The following is an 18,391-nucleotide window of genomic DNA, read 5'->3' as shown; positions in this document are numbered from 1 at the left end:
ATGGAGTGACCTTCGGTCTGCGGAACCCCCGTACCGCGATCCCGGTCGAATGATTCTGCCCGCCCGGGGTTACCGGTGGGTGAACGGGAGCCTGTGACTACCCCCAGAACAGGTGCTTCGGGCTGAGTATCCTCCGATGCGGGCTCGCCGGACGATAGTGTCGGTGCACCCCGATCGAGGAGCCCGATGAGCCAGTTGCCGCCGCCCGGCTGGTACCCCGACGCCGACAGTCGGTTCCAGCGCTGGTGGGACGGCCTCCGCTGGACGGACGCGGTGCGCCCGCTGGCGCCCTCCGCGCCGATCGCCGGCCCTCCCCCGTCCAACGGCTTTGCCACGGCGTCGCTGGCCGCGGGCGTGGTCGCCGTCGCGGTCGTCGTGCTGGCGCTCGCGCTCGGAGGCGGAATCGACCCGCTCCTCGCCCTCCTCATCCTGGTCGGCGTCGGCCTGTCCGTCGGCTTCGGCATCCCGGGGCTGATCCGCGCGAGGCGCCTGGCGCCGCACGTCGGCCGGGCCCGCGCGATCTGGGGGATCTGCCTGGGCGGCGGGGCGCTGCTGGGCTGCGTGCTCGCCGTGTTGCTGGTGTTCGGCGCCATGCCGGTGAACGGCGGGACCAACACGGACGCCGCCGCGACTGCGACGACGGCATGAGCCGCCGAGTGACCTCGATGTGGAGGAAGAGATGACCGAGAACCATGAGACCCCCGCGCCGGTGCAGCCGGAGGCTTTCGCGCCCGTCGCGCCGGTCGTGCCCGGGTGGGCGAACGCGCAGCCGCCGGCCGGTGCATGGCAGGCGCAGCCGCCCGCTCCTGCACCCGTGCCTGCCGCTCCGAAGTCGCCTCGGCTGGGCCGGGTGGCGATGATCATGGCGATCTGCGTGATCAGTGTGTCGGTTCTGGCCTCCGTGCTGCAGGGCCTGTTCGGGACGACGCTCCGCACCTACAGCACGGGATCGAGCGCCGGCTTCAACCTGAACCCGGACCAGGGCGGGTTCGGCGTCCAAATGCTCCTCGGCTCGGTGTTCGGAATCTGGGCGCTCACCCAGGGCATCGTGGCGGTCGTCCAGAACCGCGGCCGCCGCAACGGCATCGTGGCCATCGTCCTCGCCGGCGCGGCACCGATCGTCAGCCTGATCGTGTGGATGGCGCTGGGGTTCGCGTTCGGGCACCACGTTCAGGGGTGAGGCGGGGGCACGGACCTCACCGCCCGCGACGGTCCCCGGACTCCCCGGACCGTCGACTCAGGTACGCGAACACGGCCCACGCCCACACGCCGAGCAGCAGGAACCCGAGCCCGATCACGCCGAGCAGGCTCTCCTGCCGCGCGAACCCGATGATGGAGTCCGCGACACCGATCACCGTGTACGCGACGGCCAGGCCCAGCGCAGCCTGACGATTGCCGCCGGTGGACCTCGCCCACCACGGGTACTCTGATCGGTCATCTGTCACGGGACGGCCCGACGCTGACGATGCCGTCGACCAGCAGAACGAAGGCGCCGACCGTCATCACCCAGGCAAGCGTCCGCCAGAATTCCGGCTTGCGGGTTCGGGGATCGGTCACACGCCGCACACTACTCGCGGCCAGGAGGCCGGTCATCTGCGCCGCCGCCGGCAGCTAGCCCAGGCACCGGTCGAAGAACTCGACCAGGTACAGCGGTGTCAGGGCAACCGGGCGCGCAGCGGTGTCATGGCCTCGGTCGGTGGATTGCGTTTCAGCGCCTGCATTCACCTGGGTGTCGTTCAGGACCTGCATCGCCTGACCGTGCTGACCATTCGGCAGCAGGACGAGCTCTGCCCGTCCTCGAGCTCGTTGAACCGCTTGGTAGAGCAGGAGGCTGTCCTGCCACGGCACCAGTGCGTCCTGCTGACCGTGGAGGAGGAGCAGCGGCGGGTCGCCGGCGGAGACGTAGGTGGTCGGGTCGGCGGCGGCCACGCGATCCGGGCAGGTCTGGATGGGGCAGCCGAGCATCGCGGAGAAGAGCGGGTCTGCGGCAGCACAGGGGGTGGCTCCGGTTGGGGAGCACGGGGTGGGCAGGTAGTGGTCTGCGCTCAGAAAGTCGGTCGGCGGGTAGAAGGCTGCCGCTGCCTGAACCCGGCTGGAGCCGCCTGAGACTCCGACATCCCCTTCGAGCGAGGGGACATCCCCGGTGACGGCGGCCATGACGGCGGCCCACGCGCCGGAGGAGTCGCCGGCGACACCGAATCGTCCGGGGTCGAGATGGTAGCGCTGAGCGTTGGCACGCAGGAAGCGGATCGCTGCCTTGATGTCGGAGAGCTGTCCGGGGAAGGTGGTCTCACTGCTGGAGCGGATGTCGACGCCGGCGACGGCGTAACCGTGCGGGGTGAAGATCTGCGCGAGCTGTGCGGCCGTGTTGGCGCCGGTGTCATCCAGCCATCCATTGCCGCCTGACCAGATGATCAACGGCGCAGGCCGCGCGACGCTCCCCGGCAGGTAGAGGTCCAGGAGGTGGCCCGCCGTCCCAGGAGGCTGCGCGGGCGCGTAGGCGACACTGTCGATGACCCGCGGCGTGGACGACTCTCGCGCGGGCGGCGGTTGAGCGCACCCGGCGAGCAGCACCAGCGAAGCCACCGCCGCGACGGCGACGCGGCACCATGCCGACATGGCCGCATTCTCCTCCCCGGGCGCTGTGTGTGCATCGCTGGGCCGGAGAAGCAGAAAGCCCCGGATTCATCGGGGCTTCGTCTGAATTTTTACTGCTGGGGTACCTGGACTCGAACCAAGAACAACTGAACCAGAATCAGCCGTGTTGCCAATTACACCATACCCCAAGGGCTTCGGACCGTGGTCCGGGCACGAGATACAACAATAGCCTATGGTTCGCCGCTTCCACAAAACGCGGGCAGGCCGGGCGAGCCGCCGCCCGGCCCTCGCGTTCACGCTGCGGCGGTGGCCGTCTCCTCCTCCTCCGCGGTCGCCGCGATGGTGTCGTCCGCGGCCCGACGACGGCGCACCGTGAGCAGGTGGCTGACGCCGATCAGCGCCAGTCCCGCGGTCGCCCACAGCGCCAGGCGCAGGCCGTCGAAACCGAACTGCTGGCCGGGGAGGTAGGTCAGCGCCCGCGCGGAGTCCAACCAGGCGGCGCCCGTCCAGAACGTGCTGAGGCCCGCGAAGAAGGGCGGCTGCATGTTCTGCGGGAAGATGCCGCCGGAGGTCGTCACATTGAGCATGACGAAGAGCAGGGTGAGGACCGGGGTGGTCCAGCGGCCGAGCATGGGGTGAAGGCCGACGCCGATGGTGATGATTCCGAAGGTGTAGAGGGCGCCGAGGAGGCCGATGCTCCACTCGTTGCCGGCGAGCACGTGGAAGAGCGGGCCGGCGACCACGGTGGTGATCGCGGAGACGACGACGGCGGTCGCGGCGGACACCGCGATGCGCCAGCCGATGCCGAGACGGCCGGCGACCGCGGCGATGGCGATCGCGCTCGAGTAGCCGCCGACGCTCATCGCCACCATCATGAAGAACAGCCCCTGACCGGTCATGTCGTTCGCGGGCACCGGGCGCACGTCGTCGATCGTGACGGGCAGGTGCTGCTGGTACGCGATCGGGAGAAGGAGCTGCTGCGCGGCGGAGGCCTCCGCCGGGGACGCCGCGGTGGAGACGATGATCGTCGCGTGCGTCGCGTCGGTCGCGTACGCCGCGGAGAGCGTCCCGTCGGCGACCTCCGCCCTGGCCTTGGCGGCCGTCGCGACCGTGCTCACGTCGAGCGCGCTGGGGGCCTTGTCGTTGAGGGTCTGCGCGAACACGTCGGCCGCCGGGCCCTGGCCGACGATCCCGACGGGGATGTTGTCCGGCTGGGCCGCGTGGAACGCGCCGAGGTAGGCCAGCGCCATCCCTGCCGCGAGGAACAGCGGGATGACGATGTGCGACCCGAGCGTCTTCCAGAAGGCGGCGGGCGGCCAGAATCGCGGCGGCCGGGCGACGGCGGGGATGGGGGTGATGCGGTGAGCGGACATGCGGCGGGTGGACCCTCCTTGGATTGAGTTGCAGAAAGCAACGTACGTTACTTCGTTGTATTGCGCAACTCCAATTCCGGTAGGGTGGAGAGATGACGCCTCCGACAGCGCCTGATCGCCGCGACAGCAGCAGCCGCGACCCCATCACCCGCGTGCAGCGCGAGCTCCTCACCCTCGGCCGCCGCGGGACGGCGCGCGTACGGCGGGAGGACGAAGTGCTGTCGGTGGTGGACCGCTCGCTGCTCACCTACATCCAGGAGAACCCCGGCTGCCGGGCCGTCGACATCGCGACGCACTTCCAGCTCAACCGCTCCACCGTGTCACGCCAGCTCGCCGCCCTCCTGGAGCACGGCTACGTCGTGGCCGACGACGAAGTGGCGGGAGGTTCGCGCGGCACCGCCCTGCGGCTCACCCCCGCGGGCAGCGCCGCCTTCGACCAGTCCACCCGCACCGTGCTGGACTCGGTGGCGCGGCGGCTGGCGAGCTGGTCGTCGGCCGACGTGGAGGCCTTCGCGCGCATGCTCGAGCGCTACAACGCCGCGCCCGACGAGTAACGCGCCGAAACCTTCCATCGAGGGGCACGTCAACGCCCCTAAAACCGCGTTTTAGGGGCGTTTACGTGCCCCTCGGCGAGAGCGGTACCGGGCTAGAGGATGGCGTCGTCGTTGAGCGCGATGCCGATCAGGTCGCGGTTGACCGCGGCGGCGACGACGGCTCCCGACCCTGCGGCCACGATGAGCTGCTGCGGCCCCGGCGCGGTGGTCTCCCCCGCCGCGTACACGCCGGGCAGCGACGTGCGGCCGTGCGCGTCCGTCACCAGGTAGCCGTCGGTGTCCCGGTCGAGGTCGAGCGCGTCCGCGAACGACAGGGCGGGAGTCCACACCGGGCGCACGAACCCGCCTGCCCGCGGCACCACGGTCCCGTCCACGAGCCGGACGCCGGTCATGGCGCCCTTCTCCCCCACGACGTCCTCGATCGGCCGGCGCTCGACTCCGACGCCGAGCCGCGCGAGGGCGCGCTCCTCGTCGCCGCCGATCGGCGCGACGCCGTTGGTGAAGACGATCAGGTCGTCCGTCCACTGCGTGAGCAGCAGCGCGCGCTCCGCCAGGTCCGCCGTCTCGCCGATCAGCGCGAGCGGCTCGCCGGCCTTCTCGAAGCCGTCGCACTCCAGGCAGCTGTGCAGCTGGGTGCCGTAGAAGGCGCGCAGGCTCGGGAGGACGGGCATCGTCTCTGCCACGCCGGTCGCGATGAGGACCGTCGCCGCCACGGCGTCCACGTCGGCGCCGCCGCGCACGCCCGTGCCGCGCACGCGGAAGCCGTCCGCGTCCACGGTCACCGCGTCCACCTGGGCGAACACGACGTCGGCCTCGTCGTAGCCGGAGACCTCCTCGCGGCCGAGCCGGCGCAGCTCGGCGGGCGGCACGCCGTCACGGCTGAGGAAGCCGTGCGCCTGCAGCGTCGCCGCGTGGCGCGGCCGGTTGCCGTCGACGACGAGCACCCGCCTGCGCGCCCGCGCCAGGTTGAGCGCGGCGCTGAGGCCGGCCGGGCCGCCCCCGACCACGATGACTTCGACGCTGACGCCCACGGCGGGACCTAGCTCAGGCTCGCCGACAGCGCGTCCAGCCGGGCGAGCGACTCGGCCTTGCCGAGGATCTCCATCGACTCGAACAGCGGAGGCGACACCCGGCGCCCGGAGACGGCGACGCGCAGCGGCCCGAAGGCGACGCGCGGCTTGAGCCCGAGCGCCTCCACCAGGGCCTCGCGCAGCGCGGTCTCGATCGCGTCGTGCGTCCAGCCGTCCTCCGGCACGACCTCGAGCGCGCCGAGCGACGCGGCCAGCACCTCGCCGGCGTTGTCGGGCAGCGACGCGCGGGCGTCGTCCTCGACAGTCAGCGACGCGGCGTCCGTGAACAGGAAGCCGAGCATCCCCGGCGTCTCGCCGAGGAGCTGTACGCGCTCCTGCACGAGCGGGGCGGCCTCGGCCAGCACCGCGCGCTGGGCGTCGGTCAGCGGCTCGGTGAGCACGCCCGCCGCGACCAGGTACGGGATGGTCCGCTCGGCGAAGTCCCCGACCTCCAGCAGCCGGATGTGGTCGCCGTTGATCGACTCGGCCTTCTTCTGGTCGAAGCGGGCCGGGTTCGGGTTCACGTCGGCGACGTCGAACGCGGCGACCAGCTCGTCGATGGAGAACACGTCGCGGTCGTGGGTCAGCGACCAGCCGAGGAGCGCCAGGTAGTTGACCAGGCCCTCCGGGATGAACCCGCGGTCGCGGTGGAGGAACAGGTTCGACTCCGGGTCGCGCTTGGAGAGCTTCTTGTTGCCCGCGCCCATCACGTACGGGAGGTGGCCGAAGCGCGGCACGAAGGTCGTCACACCGGCGTCGATGAGTGCGTGGTATAGCGCGATCTGGCGCGGCGTGGACGAGAGCAGGTCCTCGCCGCGGAGCACGTGCGTCACGCCCATGAGCGCGTCGTCCACCGGGTTCACGAAGGTGTAGAGCGGGTGGCCGTTCGGCCGCACGACGACGAAGTCGCTGAACGAGCCGGCCGGGAAGGTGATCTCGCCGCGCACCAGGTCGTCGAAGCTGAGGTCGTCGTCCGGCACGCGCAGCCGCAGCGCGGGCTCGCGGCCCTCGGCGCGGTAGGCGGCCTTCTGGTCCTCGGTGAGGTCGCGCTCGAAGTTGTCGTAGCCGAGCTTCGGGTCGCGGCCGAGCGAGACGTTGCGCGCCTCGATCTCCTCGCCGGTGGCGAAGCTCTCGTAGATGTGGCCGGAGGCCTTCAGCCGCTCGATCAGCTCGCGGTAGATGTCGTACCGCTGCGACTGCCGGTACGGCTCGTTCGGGCCGCCGACGTCGATGCCCTCGTCCCAGTCGAGGCGCAGCCAGCGCAGCGCGTCGACGATCATCGCGTACGACTCCTCGCTGTCGCGCGCGGCGTCGGTGTCCTCGATGCGGAAGATCATCTTGCCGCCGGTGTGCCGCGCGTACGCCCAGTTGAACAGGGCGGTGCGGATCAGGCCCACGTGCGGGGTGCCGGTGGGCGACGGGCAGAACCGGACGCGGACGTCCGCTCCGGTCGCGGTGGAGAAGGGGTGCGGATCGTTGTCAGACATCGCTTGAAATCCTACTTGGGAGTGCGCACCGGATTCACCAGCGAGCCGACGCCTTCGACCTCCACCTCGACGGTGTCGCCTGCGACGATCGGCCCGACCCCGGCCGGTGTCCCGGTGAGGATCACGTCGCCCGGCAGCAGGGTGAAGACGCTCGACGCGTAGGCGATGATCGACGGGATGTCGTGCACCATCTCCGAGATGCGCGCCTCCTGCTTGAGCTCGCCGTTGACCCGCGTGCGCAGGAAGGCCTCCGGGTTCAGCTCGGTCTCGATCACCGGCCCGAGCGGGCAGAAGGTGTCGAAGCCCTTCGCGCGCGTCCACTGCCCGTCGGACTTCTGGAGGTCGCGGGCTGTCACGTCGTTCGCGACCGTGTAGCCGAAGATGTGCTCGGCGGCCTTCTCCTCCGAGACGTGCCGGGCGATCTTGCCGATCACGACGGCCAGCTCGCCCTCGTACTCGACCTGCTGCGACTGCGCCGGCAGCAGGATGGCGTCGCCCAGGCCGATCACCGAGGTGTTGGGCTTGAGGAAGAGCAGCGGCTCGCCCGGAGCCTCGCTGCCCATCTCGGCGGCGTGCTCGCGGTAGTTCTTGCCGACCGCGACGACCTTCGACCGCGGGATGACCGGCGCCAGCAGCGACCCGACCTGGCCGAGCGGCACGCGCTCCCCCGTCGTGTCGAAGCCGGCGAACATCGGGTCGCCGGCGAGGACGACCAGGGCGTCGTCGTCGACGATGCCGTAGTCGATGACCGGGGACTGCTCGGAGGGACGCGTGTGGCTGAACCGTGCGATCTTCACGCGTTCGAGCCTAGCGCCGCGACGATCCGGGCGATGGCCGGGGTGGGGATCCCGCTCCGGGCTCCGCTGCGCAACAGGGCCCCGCCGAGCGCGTCGAGCTCGTTCGGGTGGCCGTCGGCGAGGTCCTCCTGCAGGGAGGTGCGCAACCCGCCCGGGACGCTGTGCAGCACGCGGACCAGGTCGAGCGCCGAGGTCGGCACGCCCTCCGCCGTCGAGCAGGCGGCGATCTCCGACACGACCGCCTCAGTCAGCTCCGGGTCCTCGCTGAGCGCGGGACCGGCCGACTGCCGCCAGTAGGAGGTCAGCAGCGCCAGCGCCGAGAGCAGCCGGAACTTCGCCCACAGCACCTCGGCTTCCGTGCCGCCGACCGTCACCCGCGGCCCGGCGTCCGCCAGCGCGCGGACGGACGCGAAGCCGCCCGCGGCCTCCGGCGCCTCGATGTTCACGAACGGGCTGCGGTGGTCGATCACCGTCGTGGAGGCGCGCAGGGCGGACACCGCGACGGACGCGCCGGCCACCGGAACGCCGGGCAGCGCCTCCCGCAGCGGCCCCATGTGCTCGACGCCGTTGAGGAACGACACCACCTCGCTCGGCCGCGCCGCCGCGATGCCGGGGAGGACGTCCTCCAGCCCGTACGCCTTGGTCGTCACGATGACACTCGCGCCCTCGGGGACCTCGGCGGAGGCGGAGACGCGCTCGACGCCGTCGCCGAAGGTGGCGCTGCGCACCTCGATGCCATCGGCGTGGATGGCGGCGACGGTCGCCGGACGGCCCACCGCCACGACATCGTGACCGGCGCGGGACAACAGCCAGGCGAACAGCCCGCCGACGGCTCCGGGGCCGACGACGGCGAAGACGGGTTCGGATGCGCTCATGGCACGATCGTAGCCAGCGTCCGGGGCGCGGGCAGCCCCAGGGCGCGGCCTACGGCTGCCGGAGCGCCTCCCCCGGGAGGACACCGTAGACGGTCCGGTACCTGGCGGCGAAGCGGCCGAGGTTGGAGAACCCCCACCGTGCCGCGATCGCCGCGACGGTCGCGGTCTCCGGGCCGGAACGCCGGAGCTCCTGGTGCGCGTTCTCGAGGCGCACGCGGGCGAGGTACGCGAGGGTGGACGAGCCGGCGTGCTCCCGGAATCCGCGCTGCAGGGTGCGTGCGCTGGCGCCGACGGCCGCGGCCACGTCGGTGACGGTGATGGGCAGCCCGGCGTTCTCGTCGATGAAGTCCATCGCGCGCCGGATGACGGCGGGCATCGCCGGGGCCGCGTCCTGCTCGAGCGCAGCCCGGTAGCGGTGCTCGGTCGCCAGGAGCAGGCCGGTCGTGAGGAGGCCGGCGACATGCGCCGACACCAGCGGATTGCCGGCCAGCCCGTCCGGGCTCCCGCCCGAGCGGTAGAGGGTCTGCACGAGCTGCCACCATTCGGCGGCCCTGCCTGTCCTGAGGTCCAGCAACGGAGCGAAGTCGATCGGAGCGGTCACCTCGTCGTTGATGATGCGCCCGAGCTCGCGCTCCAGAGTCCGTCGGTCGATGCGGACCATCGTCAGCCGATCGTCCGGCTGCTCGAACCCGGAGATGGCCGACTCCAGGTCCGGGCCGCGGACCGCGGCGAACTCCGGGGTGGCGGTGACCTCGCGCCTGCCCGTCCTGACGTTCAGGAGGCCGGCACTCGGGGCGCTGATCCCGTACGCATCGCTGTGCGACTGCATCTCGACGTCGACGCGGCCGCCGTACGACATCCGCGCCAGGCGGACGCTCCCGAGTGCGAAGCCGGATACCTCCCACGCGAACGGGGCGCCGGCCCGGACCGGCGTCACCCGGTGGTCGTAGGACAGGACCCGGGAGGCGAGCTCGACCGCCTCGTCCACATCGGCCGAGCGGTAGGTCTGATAGCCCGACGCGCTCACGTCCCCTCCCTCCGGCGCATCCGAAGAGGGCTGCCGGATGCACCCACGGCTCGATCGTAGCCAGCGTTCAGAGCTCCGACAGCCCCCAGGGCGCGCCGTCGAGCGCGAGCAGCGCGTCCGCCGTCGCGGCGATCGCCGGGACCGCGTCCGAGCCGGTCGCGGCGACCAGGTTGATGGTGCGGTGGTCGCGATTCGCCGTCGGCCGCAGCACCACGCCCTCCACCGCTCCGGCGGAGCCGACCGCGAGCGCGGGCAGCAGCGCGACGCCGACGCCCTCGGCGACCATCCGCAGGACGGCGATGAAGTTGTCGGTCTCGTAGGCGATCCGCGGCGCGTAGCCGCAGGCGTCGGTCAGCTCCAGCAGGTGGCCGCGGCAGCGCGGGCACCCGCCGATCCAAGAGGCGGAGGCCAGCTCGGCGAGGTCGACGCTCCTCCCGGCGGCGAGGGGATGGTCGGAGCGCAACGCCACCAGCATCTCGTCCTTCCAGAGCGGCACGACCGCGAGGCCGCGGGCGCTCTCGCGGTGCGGGTCGACCCGGTCGCCCGGGTAACCGAAGGTGATCGCCAGGTCGGCGGTCTGGTTGCGGACGGCCGCGACCGCCTCGGGAGGCTCGGCCTCCAGGTAGGTGATCCGGACTCCCGGATGCTCGGCCTCCATCGTGTTGAGCAGCCGAGGGACGAGCGAGGACGACGCCGACGGGAAGCCCGCCAGCCGGACCCGGCCGGTGCGGAGCCCGCGGAGGTCGGCGAGCTCGCCCGCCGCCGCGTCGAGCGCCGTCGTCACCGCTCGCGCGTGCCGGGCGAGCACGCGGCCCGCCTCGGTGAGCCGGACGCCGCGGCCGGCGCGCGCGACCAGCGGCATCCCGATCCGGCCCTCCAGCCGGCGCAGGTGCTGGCTGATCGCGGGCTGGCTGTAGCCGAGAGATTCGGCGGCGCGGGTGATCGAGCCGTGGTCGGCGATCGCGCGCACCACGCGGAGGCTGTGGGAGTCGAGGTCGTCGAGGAGCATGCGCGAATCATAACGCGACGTGATGGAAATGATTCGATAGCTGCTCTGGTGTGATGTGTGAGGGTCCCTCAGGCTGGAAGCATGCCCGAGACCCTCACCGCGCCCGCCGTCTCTTTCGCGGACGCCTTCACCGCCGGCGCCGGCTACCTCGCCGCCTGCACGCAGGGGCTGCCGACCCGCGCGACGATCGAGGCGGGCCACGCGGACCTGGAGCGCTGGGCTCGCGGAGAGGCCGCTCCGGGAGACTACGACGAGGCGATCGCGCGCTCCCGGCACGCCTTCGCCCGGATCGCCGGAGTGGGTGTGGACGACATCGCGATCGGTTCGCAGGTCTCGGTGCTCGCGTCGCTGATCGCGGCCTCCGCACCGGACGGCGCCGTCGTCGTGTGCGCCGAAGGGGACTTCGCGTCGATGGTCGCGCCGTTCCACGCGCAGGCGCACCGCGGCGTGCGGGTCCGGGAGGTCGCGCTGGCCGACCTCCCCGCGGCGGTCGGAGACGACACCTGGCTCGTCGCGTTCTCCCTGGTGCAGTCGGCGACGGGCGAGCACGCGGACGCCGACGCCATCCTCGCCGCCTGTGCGCGGACGGGGACGCTCAGCTTCGCCGACCTCACCCAGGCGCTCGGCTGGCTGCCGGTGGACGCCTCCCGGTTCGACCTCACGGTCACGCACGCCTACAAGTGGTTGTGCGCGCCCCGCGGCAGCGCGTTCCTCACGGTGCGGCCCGGTGTGCGCGACCGGCTCCGGCCCGTGCACGCCGGCTGGTACGCGGGCGAGGACCCGTGGAGCTCGTGCTACGGACCGCTCGTCGCCCCCGCGGCCTCCGCGCGGCGCTTCGACGTCTCCCCCGCGTGGCCGGTCTGGCCCGGGACCGCCGCCGCCCTGGAGTTCTTCGCGTCACTGGACGCGCAGGCCGTGCACGCCCACGCCACGGGGCTCGGTGACCGCCTCGCAGACGCGCTGGGGCTGGTGGACGCCTCCGGCGCCCCCGTGCGCGGCCGCGCCATCCTGACCTGGCCGGATCCCGACGACGCCGACCTGGCGGCGCTGACCGCCGCGGGCCTGCGCGCCTCCGGCCGCGCCGGCCGCGCCCGCGTCGCCTTCCACCTCTGGAACACCCCCGACGACGTGACCCGCGTCCTCGAAGCCCTCACCCCCTAAACGCGCGACCGCCGAGGGGCACGTTGTTGTCACTTTTCGAAGTGAAAAGCGACAACAACGTGCCCCTCGGCAGGTGGGGTTACGCGTCCAGGCGGAGCATCCAGTTGTGGCGGTCGTGCTCGCGGCCGTACTGGATGTCGGTGAGTTCCTTGCGCAGCGACATGGTCAGCTCGCCGGGAGGCGCGGTGATGTCGCCCACGGTGAACGTGTCGGACTTCAGCTCACCGATCGGGGTGATGACCGCGGCGGTGCCACAGGCGAAGACCTCGACGATGTCGCCGGACTCCACGCCGTCGCGCCACTCGTCGATCGTCACGCGGCGGCGCTCCACCGTGTGGCCGCGGTCGCGCGCGAGCTGCAGCACCGAGTCGAGGGTGATGCCCTCGAGGATGCTGTCCGACTCGGGCGTGACGAGCGTGCCGTCCTTGTAGACGAGCACGACGTTCATGCCGCCGAGCTCCTCGATGTACTTCCCCTCCACGGAGTCGAGGAACAGCACCTGCGCGCAGCCGTGCTCGTACGCCTCGGCCTGCGGCAGGAGGCTGGAGGCGTAGTTGCCGCCGGTCTTCGCCGCTCCCGTGCCGCCCTTGCCCGCGCGCGACCAGTGGTCGGACAGCCAGATGGACACCGGGGCGACGCCGCTCGGGAAGTACGCGCCGGCCGGGCTCGCGATCAGGTAGAACGCCACCTTGTTGGCCGGGCGCACGCCGAGGAAGGCCTCCTTGGCGAACATGAACGGGCGCAGGTAGAGGCTGGTCTCCTCGCGGTCCGGCACCCAGTCGCCGTCCACCGCGGCGAGCTGCTTGAGCGCGTCGAGGAAGTGCTCGACCGGCAGCTCGGGCAGTGCCAGGCGGTAGGCGGAGCGCTGCATGCGCGCCGCGTTGGCCTCCGGGCGGAAGCACCAGATCGAGCCGTCCTCGTGCCGGTACGCCTTGAGGCCCTCGAAGATCTCCTGCGCGTAGTGCAGCACGGCCGCAGACGGGTCGAGCTGGATGGGGCCGTACGGGGAGACCCGCGGGCGGTGCCAGCCGCCCTTGGCCGACCAGCACACGTCGACCATGTGGTCGGTGAAGTAGTTGCCGAAGCCGGGGTTCGCGAGGATCTCCTCGCGCTCGGCTTCGCTGCGCGGCGACTCATTGCGCGTGACGTTCCAGAGGAGGCCGGCCGTCTCGCTGGGTCCGGAGGTGAGGTTGATGCTGGTGGAGGTCATTGAGTGTCCTTTGCTGCGATGCGTCAATTCTGCGCCACGCGGGCCGCGATCGCGTCGCCCACTTCGGAGGTCGTGCGCGCGGCGCCGCTGCGGGCGGCGAGGTCGGACGTCACCGCCTGCTCGACCCGCTCGGCGAGCTCCCCGGCGCCGAGGTGGCGGAGGAGGAGCGCGACGGAGAGGATCGCGGCGGTGGGGTCGGCCTTCTGCTGGCCGGCGATGTCGGGGGCCGATCCGTGAACCGGTTCGAACATGCTCGGGAATTCGCCCGCGGGGTTGATGTTGCCCGAGGCGGCCAGTCCGATGCCGCCGCTGATCGCGGCCGCGAGGTCGGTGAGGATGTCGCCGAAGAGGTTGTCCGTGACGATCACATCGAATCTAGCAGGATCGGTGACCAGGAAGATCGTCGCCGCGTCCACGTGGAGGTAGTCGACCGCGACGTCGGGATGCTCGGCGGCGACGGCGTCCACGATCCGCTTCCACAGCCCGCCCGCGAAGGTCAGCACGTTGGTCTTGTGAACGAGGGTCAGCTTCTTGCGGCGGGCCTCGGCCTGCTCGAACGCGTAGCGCACGACGCGCTCCACGCCGTAGGCGGTGTTGACCGAGACCTCGTTGGCGATCTCGTGCGGCGTGCCCTGCCGGATCGCGCCGCCGTTGCCGACGTACGGGCCTTCCGTGCCCTCGCGCACGACGACGAAGTCGACGTCGCCCGGGTTCGCGAGCGGGCTCGCGATGCCGGGGAACAGGGTGGTCGGCCGCAGGTTGACGTAGTGGTCGAGCGAGAAGCGCAGCTTCAGGAGCAGTCCGCGCTCGATGTTCGCGCCCGCCAGCCGCGGGTCGCCCGGCTTGCCGCCGACCGCGCCGAGCAGGATGGCGTCGTGGCCGGAGATCGTGGCCAGGTCGTCGTCGGTGAGCACGTCGCCGGTCGCCAGGTAGCGGTCGGCCCCCAGCGAGAAGTGCGTCTTCTCGAAGGCGAGATCGCTGCCCGCTGTCACCGCGTCGAGTACTTTGACCGCCTCCGCGATCACCTCCGGACCGATTCCGTCCCCGGGGATGACGGCGAGTTGGACGGTTGTGCTCATGACGCTCCTGCACTGATCGGTGGGCGGACGGTTCCCTCTACACTATCGCCGCGCGGCTCAGGAGCGGACGCGGCGCAGGGTGAGGAGGGCGAGCGCGGCGGCGGTGAGCATCAGCCCCGCGCCGATGGAGGCGGTGAGCGCGATGCCGCTGTCGAACGCGTGCCGCGCGGACTCCAGCAGCTCGGCGGCGGCCCCGTTCGGGAGGCCGCCGGCGACCGTCACCGCTCCGCCCAGCGTGTCGGCGGCAGCGGTCGCGTCGGCCGGGCTGAGTCCAGCGGGCAGCACGATCGCAGCCCGGTACGACGAGACGATGATGCTCCCGAGCAACGCCGTGCCGAGCACCGCGCCCAGCTCGTACGCCGTCTCGGACACCGCGGACGCCGCTCCCGCCTTGTCCGCGGGCGCCGTCGAGACGATCAGCTCGTTCGACACCGTCTCCGCCGCGCCGATCCCCAGCCCCAGCAGCACGAACGCGGCAAGGAGGACGCCCCACGACGCGTCTCCCCCGCTCACGGCGACGACGATGTACCCCGCCGCCGAGACGCACAGCCCGCCCGCGATGACGAGCCCGGGCCGCAGCCGCCGCGCGACGGGCACCACGAGGAGGCCGGACACGATCATGGTCGCGAGCCCCGGCAGCAGCACCATCCCGGCCCGCATCGGCGGCATCCCGAGCACGAGCTGGAGGTGCTGCGACACGAAGAACAGGAAGCCGACCAGAGCGATCACGCTGAGCAGGTTGATCAGCACGGCGCCGCTGAACGCCGCCCGCCGGAACAGCCGCATGTCGAGCATCGGCACCGGCCTCCGGAGCTGGCGCCGGACGAACAGCACCGCGGCGGTCACTCCGACGAGCACCGCCAGCACCGGCACGAGCGCGAGCCCGTGCACCGCGAACTCCTTGATCCCGTACACGATCGGCGCCATCGTCACGAGCGACAGCAGGATGGACACCACGTCCACCGGCCCCGGCGCTGGATCACGCGACTCGCGCACGAGCAGCGGCGTGAGCACCAGCAGCGGGATCAGCACGGGCACCGCGAGCAGGAAGACCGAGCCCCACCAGAAGTTCTCGATCAGCAGGCCGCCGACGATCGGCCCGAGCGCTGCGCCTGCGGCGAATCCCGCCGCCCAGATCGCGATGGCGACGCGGCGCTGCTCGCGGTCCTGGAAGACGCTGCGCAGCAGGGACAGCGTGGAGGGCATGAGCATCGCGCCGAACACGCCGAGCAGCGCGCGCGCGCCGATCAGCAGCTCGGCGGTCGGGGCGAACGCCGCCGCGGCAGACACGGCGGCGAAGCCGGTCGCGCCGATCAGCAGCACCTTCCGGCGGCCGATGCGGTCGCCGAGGCTGCCCATCGCGACGAGCAGGCCGGCGAGCACGAGCGGGTAGACGTCCACGATCCAGAGCATCTGCGTCGAGGACGGCCGCAGCGCCTCGGTGATGGCCGGGAGGGCGAAGCCGAGCACGGTGTTGTCGACCGACACGAGGAGGACGGGGAGCATGAGGACGACCAAGGCCACCCAGGCGCGCGTGCCGGCGCGGCCGGGCGTGGGCGCAGGGGGCTGCGCCGTCGGCTCGGCGGCGGCCGGGGTGCGGTCGGAGCGGGTTGTCGAAGTCATGCTTTACTGTACCGTCCGGACGGTACAGTAGTCAACGACGCGGGAGCGCTGGCCGTCGCGGCTAGCATGGCCCCATGTCCTCCCCCGCCTCACCGGCGTCCACCTCACCCGCTCCCCCCTCGCGGTCCGCTCGGGACCGCATCCTCGACGCCTTCGAGGACTTGCTGGCCGAGCAGAGCGAGCGCGCGGCGACGCTGGAGGCCGTGGCCGCGCGGGCCGGCGTCTCCAAGGGCGGCCTGCTCTACCACTTCGCGTCGAAGGACGCCCTGGTCGACGGCGTCCTGGAGCGCTTCGCGGCCGACCTCGCCGAGGACATCGAGCGCATGCGCGCCGCGCCGGACGGGCCGGTCGCCTACTTCCTGCGGACCTCCATCCCCTCCGACAACCGCCTGGAACGGGTCATCGTGGCCATCGCCCGGCTCGCCCAGGCCTCCGACGCCCGCGCCAGCGACGCCCTCGCCGACGCGCAGCGGCAGTGGCTCAGCGAGCTGGAGGCCGTCGTCGGCGACCGCATGGTGGCGCGGACCATCATGCTGATCGGCGACGGGATGTACTACAACACCGCGTTGCTGCCGGCGGCCAACACCGTGCTGCGCGACGAGACCGACGTCCAGGAGCTGATCGGGCTGGTCGAGCGGCTGAGCGCGCGGGACTGAGCCCGCTCAGGCGCCGCCCGCGGCGAGCAGCCGCAGCAGCGACCGTCGGGTCCGGTCGTCGTCCGTCGTCCCGATCGCCCGCCGCAGCTCGACCTCGGACCCGGCGCGATCGCCCGTGAGCCGCAGCAGCTCGGCGCGCGCCGCGTGCGCCCGGGAGGCCAGCGGCCCGACGAACAGGTCGGACTCGGCGTCGAGGGAGGCGAGCGCGACCTCCGGCCCGGCGTCCGGGCTGTGGCCGAGCGCGACCAGCCGGCCGAGCCGCGCCGACGCGCTCGGCCAGACCGGCACCAGCCCGTCGTAGAGTCGGACGATCGCGGGCCAGTCGGTGGCCTCCCAGGCCGGCGCGATGGCGTGCAGCCCGGCGATGCCCGCCTGGAGGGCGTACCGGCCGTCGCCGTCGCCCATCCCCTCGAGCGCGACGGTCGCCAGGCGCTCCCCCTCCACCATCATCGGCACGTCCCAGCGCGTCCGGTCGGCCTCCCGCAGAGTTGCGAACTCGTCGTCCGCGGTCAGCCGGGTGGCGTGGCGCGCCTCGGTGAGCAGCAGCAGGCCGAGCAGTCCGGCGCTTTCGGCCTCCCCCGCGACCCGGTGAGCGTCGCGGGCGAGGACGATCGCGTCGGCGCGCAGCCTGTCGTCCGCGGTCGCGTGCCCGACCGTGTAGAGCAGGTAGATCGTGGTCAGCGCGTCCGGCATCCGCCCCGCGACCGCCGCCGCGTCGTCGAGGGCGAACCGGAGGCCGGAGTCGTGGACGCGCTTCTTGGCGCGGGTGAGCCGGGCGGCCATCGTGGTCTCGGAGACCAGGAAGGCGTCCGCGATCCGTGCGGTCGGCACGCCGCAGACGTGCCGCAGCGCCAGCGCGACGCGCGTCTCCGGCGCGAGGTCGGGATGCGCGACGAGCAGGATGAGGTCCAGTCGCTCATCCCCGATGAACACCGCCTCGTCCCCCCTCTCCTCGGCGTCGGCGGCAGCAGCGCTCTCGGCGCGTTCGGCCTCCGCGGCCAGCATCGGCGCGACGCGCCGGGCGGACCGCTCGCGCCGCAGGGCGTCCAGCGCGACCCGGCGCGCGACCGTCGTGATCCAGGCCGCGGGGTTCCGCGGCTCGCGGCCGCGCGCCGCCTCGGCGACGGCGCGCGCGAACGCCTCCTGCACCGCGTCCTCGGCGAGCAGGAGGTCGCCCGTCGTGCGCGCGACCGCGCCGAGGATGCGGGCGGCGTCCTCGCGGTAGGCGCGCTCGATCCGGGAGGCCGCTGTCACGGCCCCGCCCTCCCGCGGCACGCCATCCGCCCGTCCGCCGTTCGCGCGGCCGGCTCGGCTCAGCGCACCGTGTCGAGCACCAGCACCGGGTACAGCTCGACCCAGCCGCCGGTCGGCACCATCGCGGCCAGCTCCCTGGCCTGCTCCGGCGTCGACGCGGTATAGCTGTAGAAGCCGGTGACGACCTCCCTGGTCTCGCTGAACGGCCCGTCGGTGATCAGCGGAGCGCCGCCCTCGCGCGGCGTGATCTTCGTCGCCTTGGTGACGGGCTGCAGGGCGCCGGTGGCGACGATCCGCTCACCGGCCGCGACCACGGCGTCCTGGAACGCCTTGTGGCCGGCCATCCCCGCCTGCCACTCCTCCGCCGTCATCGCCTCGGGGTCCCAGTTCGGCTCGCGGATGAGCAGAACGTACTCGTCGGACATGTGGTCTCCTCACTTCGCCGGAACGCCGCCCCGCTCGGGGCGACATCCCTACGACGCAAGTCAACCGTCGAAATCGACAGCGCGCGACAGAAACTTCTCGAGGGGCACGTCGTTGTAACTTTTTGCGGGGGGAAATTACAAACACCATGCCCGCGGCGGGCGCAGGTGGAGGGGTTGTCGAGGGGTGGGGGGA

At 72.3% G+C, this 18,391-nt stretch carries 20 protein-coding genes and 1 tRNA gene; 5 read left to right on the top strand and 16 right to left on the bottom strand.

The annotated features are described in order from the left end of the window. The first annotated feature begins 186 nt into the window (after positions 1 to 186). Entirely contained in the window at positions 187 to 648 is a 462-nt protein-coding gene (locus ACFQ9V_RS16065; RefSeq protein ID WP_382460124.1) for a DUF2510 domain-containing protein, read from the top strand. A gap of 31 nt (positions 649 to 679) precedes the next feature. Next, the gene (locus tag ACFQ9V_RS16060) at positions 680 to 1,180 is read left to right on the top strand and encodes a hypothetical protein (RefSeq protein WP_382460123.1); all 501 of its coding nucleotides are present in this window, start codon (positions 680 to 682) and stop codon (positions 1,178 to 1,180) included. Positions 1,181 to 1,196: 16 nt separating this feature from the next. On the opposite strand, the gene ACFQ9V_RS16055 is transcribed toward ACFQ9V_RS16060, so the two are convergent. From ACFQ9V_RS16055 to ACFQ9V_RS16035, 5 genes are all read right to left on the bottom strand, one after another. After that, complete coding sequence (locus tag ACFQ9V_RS16055; RefSeq protein WP_382460122.1) at positions 1,197 to 1,445, bottom strand: hypothetical protein; 249 nt, start codon at positions 1,443 to 1,445, stop codon at positions 1,197 to 1,199. Beyond that, the gene (locus tag ACFQ9V_RS16050; RefSeq protein WP_382460121.1) at positions 1,435 to 1,557 is read right to left on the bottom strand and encodes a hypothetical protein; all 123 of its coding nucleotides are present in this window, start codon (positions 1,555 to 1,557) and stop codon (positions 1,435 to 1,437) included. Before ACFQ9V_RS16050 ends, ACFQ9V_RS16055 begins: the two co-directional genes overlap by 11 nt. A gap of 54 nt (positions 1,558 to 1,611) precedes the next feature. Continuing rightward, positions 1,612 to 2,619 (bottom strand): alpha/beta hydrolase fold domain-containing protein, encoded by a 1,008-nt coding sequence (locus ACFQ9V_RS16045; protein ID WP_382460120.1) that lies wholly within the window; start codon positions 2,617 to 2,619, stop codon positions 1,612 to 1,614. A 95-nt stretch (positions 2,620 to 2,714) separates the two neighbouring features. Further along, positions 2,715 to 2,786 (bottom strand) — tRNA-Gln (locus tag ACFQ9V_RS16040). Between the two features lie 105 nt (positions 2,787 to 2,891). Continuing rightward, positions 2,892 to 3,971: a hypothetical protein gene (locus ACFQ9V_RS16035; RefSeq protein ID WP_382460119.1), complete on the bottom strand. Its 1,080-nt coding sequence runs from the start codon at positions 3,969 to 3,971 to the stop codon at positions 2,892 to 2,894. Positions 3,972 to 4,063: 92 nt separating this feature from the next. Here ACFQ9V_RS16035 and ACFQ9V_RS16030 point away from each other — a divergent pair, with 92 nt between their 5' ends. Then, positions 4,064 to 4,525 carry a MarR family winged helix-turn-helix transcriptional regulator gene (locus tag ACFQ9V_RS16030; protein WP_382460118.1) on the top strand — a complete coding sequence of 154 codons (462 nt, stop codon included), beginning with the start codon at positions 4,064 to 4,066 and terminating at the stop codon, positions 4,523 to 4,525. 92 nt (positions 4,526 to 4,617) lie between these two features. Here ACFQ9V_RS16030 and ACFQ9V_RS16025 read toward each other — a convergent pair whose 3' ends face one another. The 6 genes from ACFQ9V_RS16025 to ACFQ9V_RS16000 form a co-directional block, all read right to left on the bottom strand. Further along, entirely contained in the window at positions 4,618 to 5,556 is a 939-nt protein-coding gene (locus tag ACFQ9V_RS16025) for an NAD(P)/FAD-dependent oxidoreductase (protein ID WP_382460117.1), read from the bottom strand. A gap of 8 nt (positions 5,557 to 5,564) precedes the next feature. After that, entirely contained in the window at positions 5,565 to 7,082 is a 1,518-nt protein-coding gene (gene gltX / locus ACFQ9V_RS16020) for a glutamate--tRNA ligase (protein ID WP_382460116.1), read from the bottom strand. Positions 7,083 to 7,093: 11 nt separating this feature from the next. Beyond that, a complete protein-coding gene (locus ACFQ9V_RS16015; RefSeq protein WP_382460115.1) occupies positions 7,094 to 7,879 on the bottom strand; it encodes a fumarylacetoacetate hydrolase family protein in 786 nt (261 codons plus the stop codon). Beyond that, on the bottom strand, positions 7,876 to 8,754 hold the full coding sequence (locus ACFQ9V_RS16010) for a ketopantoate reductase family protein (protein ID WP_382460114.1): 879 nt from the start codon (positions 8,752 to 8,754) through the stop codon (positions 7,876 to 7,878). Before ACFQ9V_RS16010 ends, ACFQ9V_RS16015 begins: the two co-directional genes overlap by 4 nt. Positions 8,755 to 8,803: 49 nt before the next feature. Next, positions 8,804 to 9,781, bottom strand: coding sequence for an AraC family transcriptional regulator (locus tag ACFQ9V_RS16005; RefSeq protein ID WP_382460113.1), 978 nt, complete (start codon positions 9,779 to 9,781; stop codon positions 8,804 to 8,806). 67 nt (positions 9,782 to 9,848) lie between these two features. Beyond that, positions 9,849 to 10,790 (bottom strand): LysR family transcriptional regulator, encoded by a 942-nt coding sequence (locus ACFQ9V_RS16000; RefSeq protein ID WP_382460112.1) that lies wholly within the window; start codon positions 10,788 to 10,790, stop codon positions 9,849 to 9,851. Positions 10,791 to 10,871: 81 nt separating this feature from the next. Here ACFQ9V_RS16000 and ACFQ9V_RS15995 point away from each other — a divergent pair, with 81 nt between their 5' ends. After that, a complete protein-coding gene (locus ACFQ9V_RS15995; RefSeq protein ID WP_382460111.1) occupies positions 10,872 to 11,951 on the top strand; it encodes an aminotransferase class V-fold PLP-dependent enzyme in 1,080 nt (359 codons plus the stop codon). A gap of 79 nt (positions 11,952 to 12,030) precedes the next feature. On the opposite strand, the gene ACFQ9V_RS15990 is transcribed toward ACFQ9V_RS15995, so the two are convergent. From ACFQ9V_RS15990 to ACFQ9V_RS15980, 3 genes are read right to left on the bottom strand one after another with little or no spacing between them, the layout of a single operon-like run. Next, positions 12,031 to 13,161, bottom strand: a complete 1,131-nt coding sequence (locus tag ACFQ9V_RS15990; protein ID WP_382460110.1) for a branched-chain amino acid aminotransferase — start codon at positions 13,159 to 13,161, stop codon at positions 12,031 to 12,033. A gap of 23 nt (positions 13,162 to 13,184) precedes the next feature. Beyond that, entirely contained in the window at positions 13,185 to 14,240 is a 1,056-nt protein-coding gene (locus tag ACFQ9V_RS15985) for a 3-isopropylmalate dehydrogenase (RefSeq protein ID WP_382460109.1), read from the bottom strand. Positions 14,241 to 14,297: 57 nt separating this feature from the next. Then, positions 14,298 to 15,863 carry an MFS transporter gene (locus ACFQ9V_RS15980; protein WP_382460108.1) on the bottom strand — a complete coding sequence of 522 codons (1,566 nt, stop codon included), beginning with the start codon at positions 15,861 to 15,863 and terminating at the stop codon, positions 14,298 to 14,300. Between the two features lie 74 nt (positions 15,864 to 15,937). On the opposite strand from ACFQ9V_RS15980, the gene ACFQ9V_RS15975 reads away from it, so the two are divergent. After that, positions 15,938 to 16,519 (top strand): TetR family transcriptional regulator, encoded by a 582-nt coding sequence (locus tag ACFQ9V_RS15975; protein WP_382460107.1) that lies wholly within the window; start codon positions 15,938 to 15,940, stop codon positions 16,517 to 16,519. Between the two features lie 6 nt (positions 16,520 to 16,525). Here the strand turns inward: ACFQ9V_RS15975 and ACFQ9V_RS15970 are convergent, their stop codons facing one another. Both ACFQ9V_RS15970 and ACFQ9V_RS15965 read right to left on the bottom strand, forming a co-directional pair. Further along, positions 16,526 to 17,773: an RNA polymerase sigma factor gene (locus tag ACFQ9V_RS15970; protein ID WP_382460106.1), complete on the bottom strand. Its 1,248-nt coding sequence runs from the start codon at positions 17,771 to 17,773 to the stop codon at positions 16,526 to 16,528. Positions 17,774 to 17,832: 59 nt separating this feature from the next. Then, on the bottom strand, positions 17,833 to 18,198 hold the full coding sequence (locus ACFQ9V_RS15965; protein WP_345839402.1) for a YciI family protein: 366 nt from the start codon (positions 18,196 to 18,198) through the stop codon (positions 17,833 to 17,835). Between the last annotated feature and the right edge of the window lie 193 nt (positions 18,199 to 18,391).

Source organism: Leifsonia sp. NPDC056665, from assembly GCF_042791795.1.
Lineage (GTDB): Bacteria > Actinomycetota > Actinomycetes > Actinomycetales > Microbacteriaceae > Leifsonia.
Note: the sequence above shows the minus strand (reverse complement) of the source record. Positions and strands in the feature narration are given on the sequence as shown.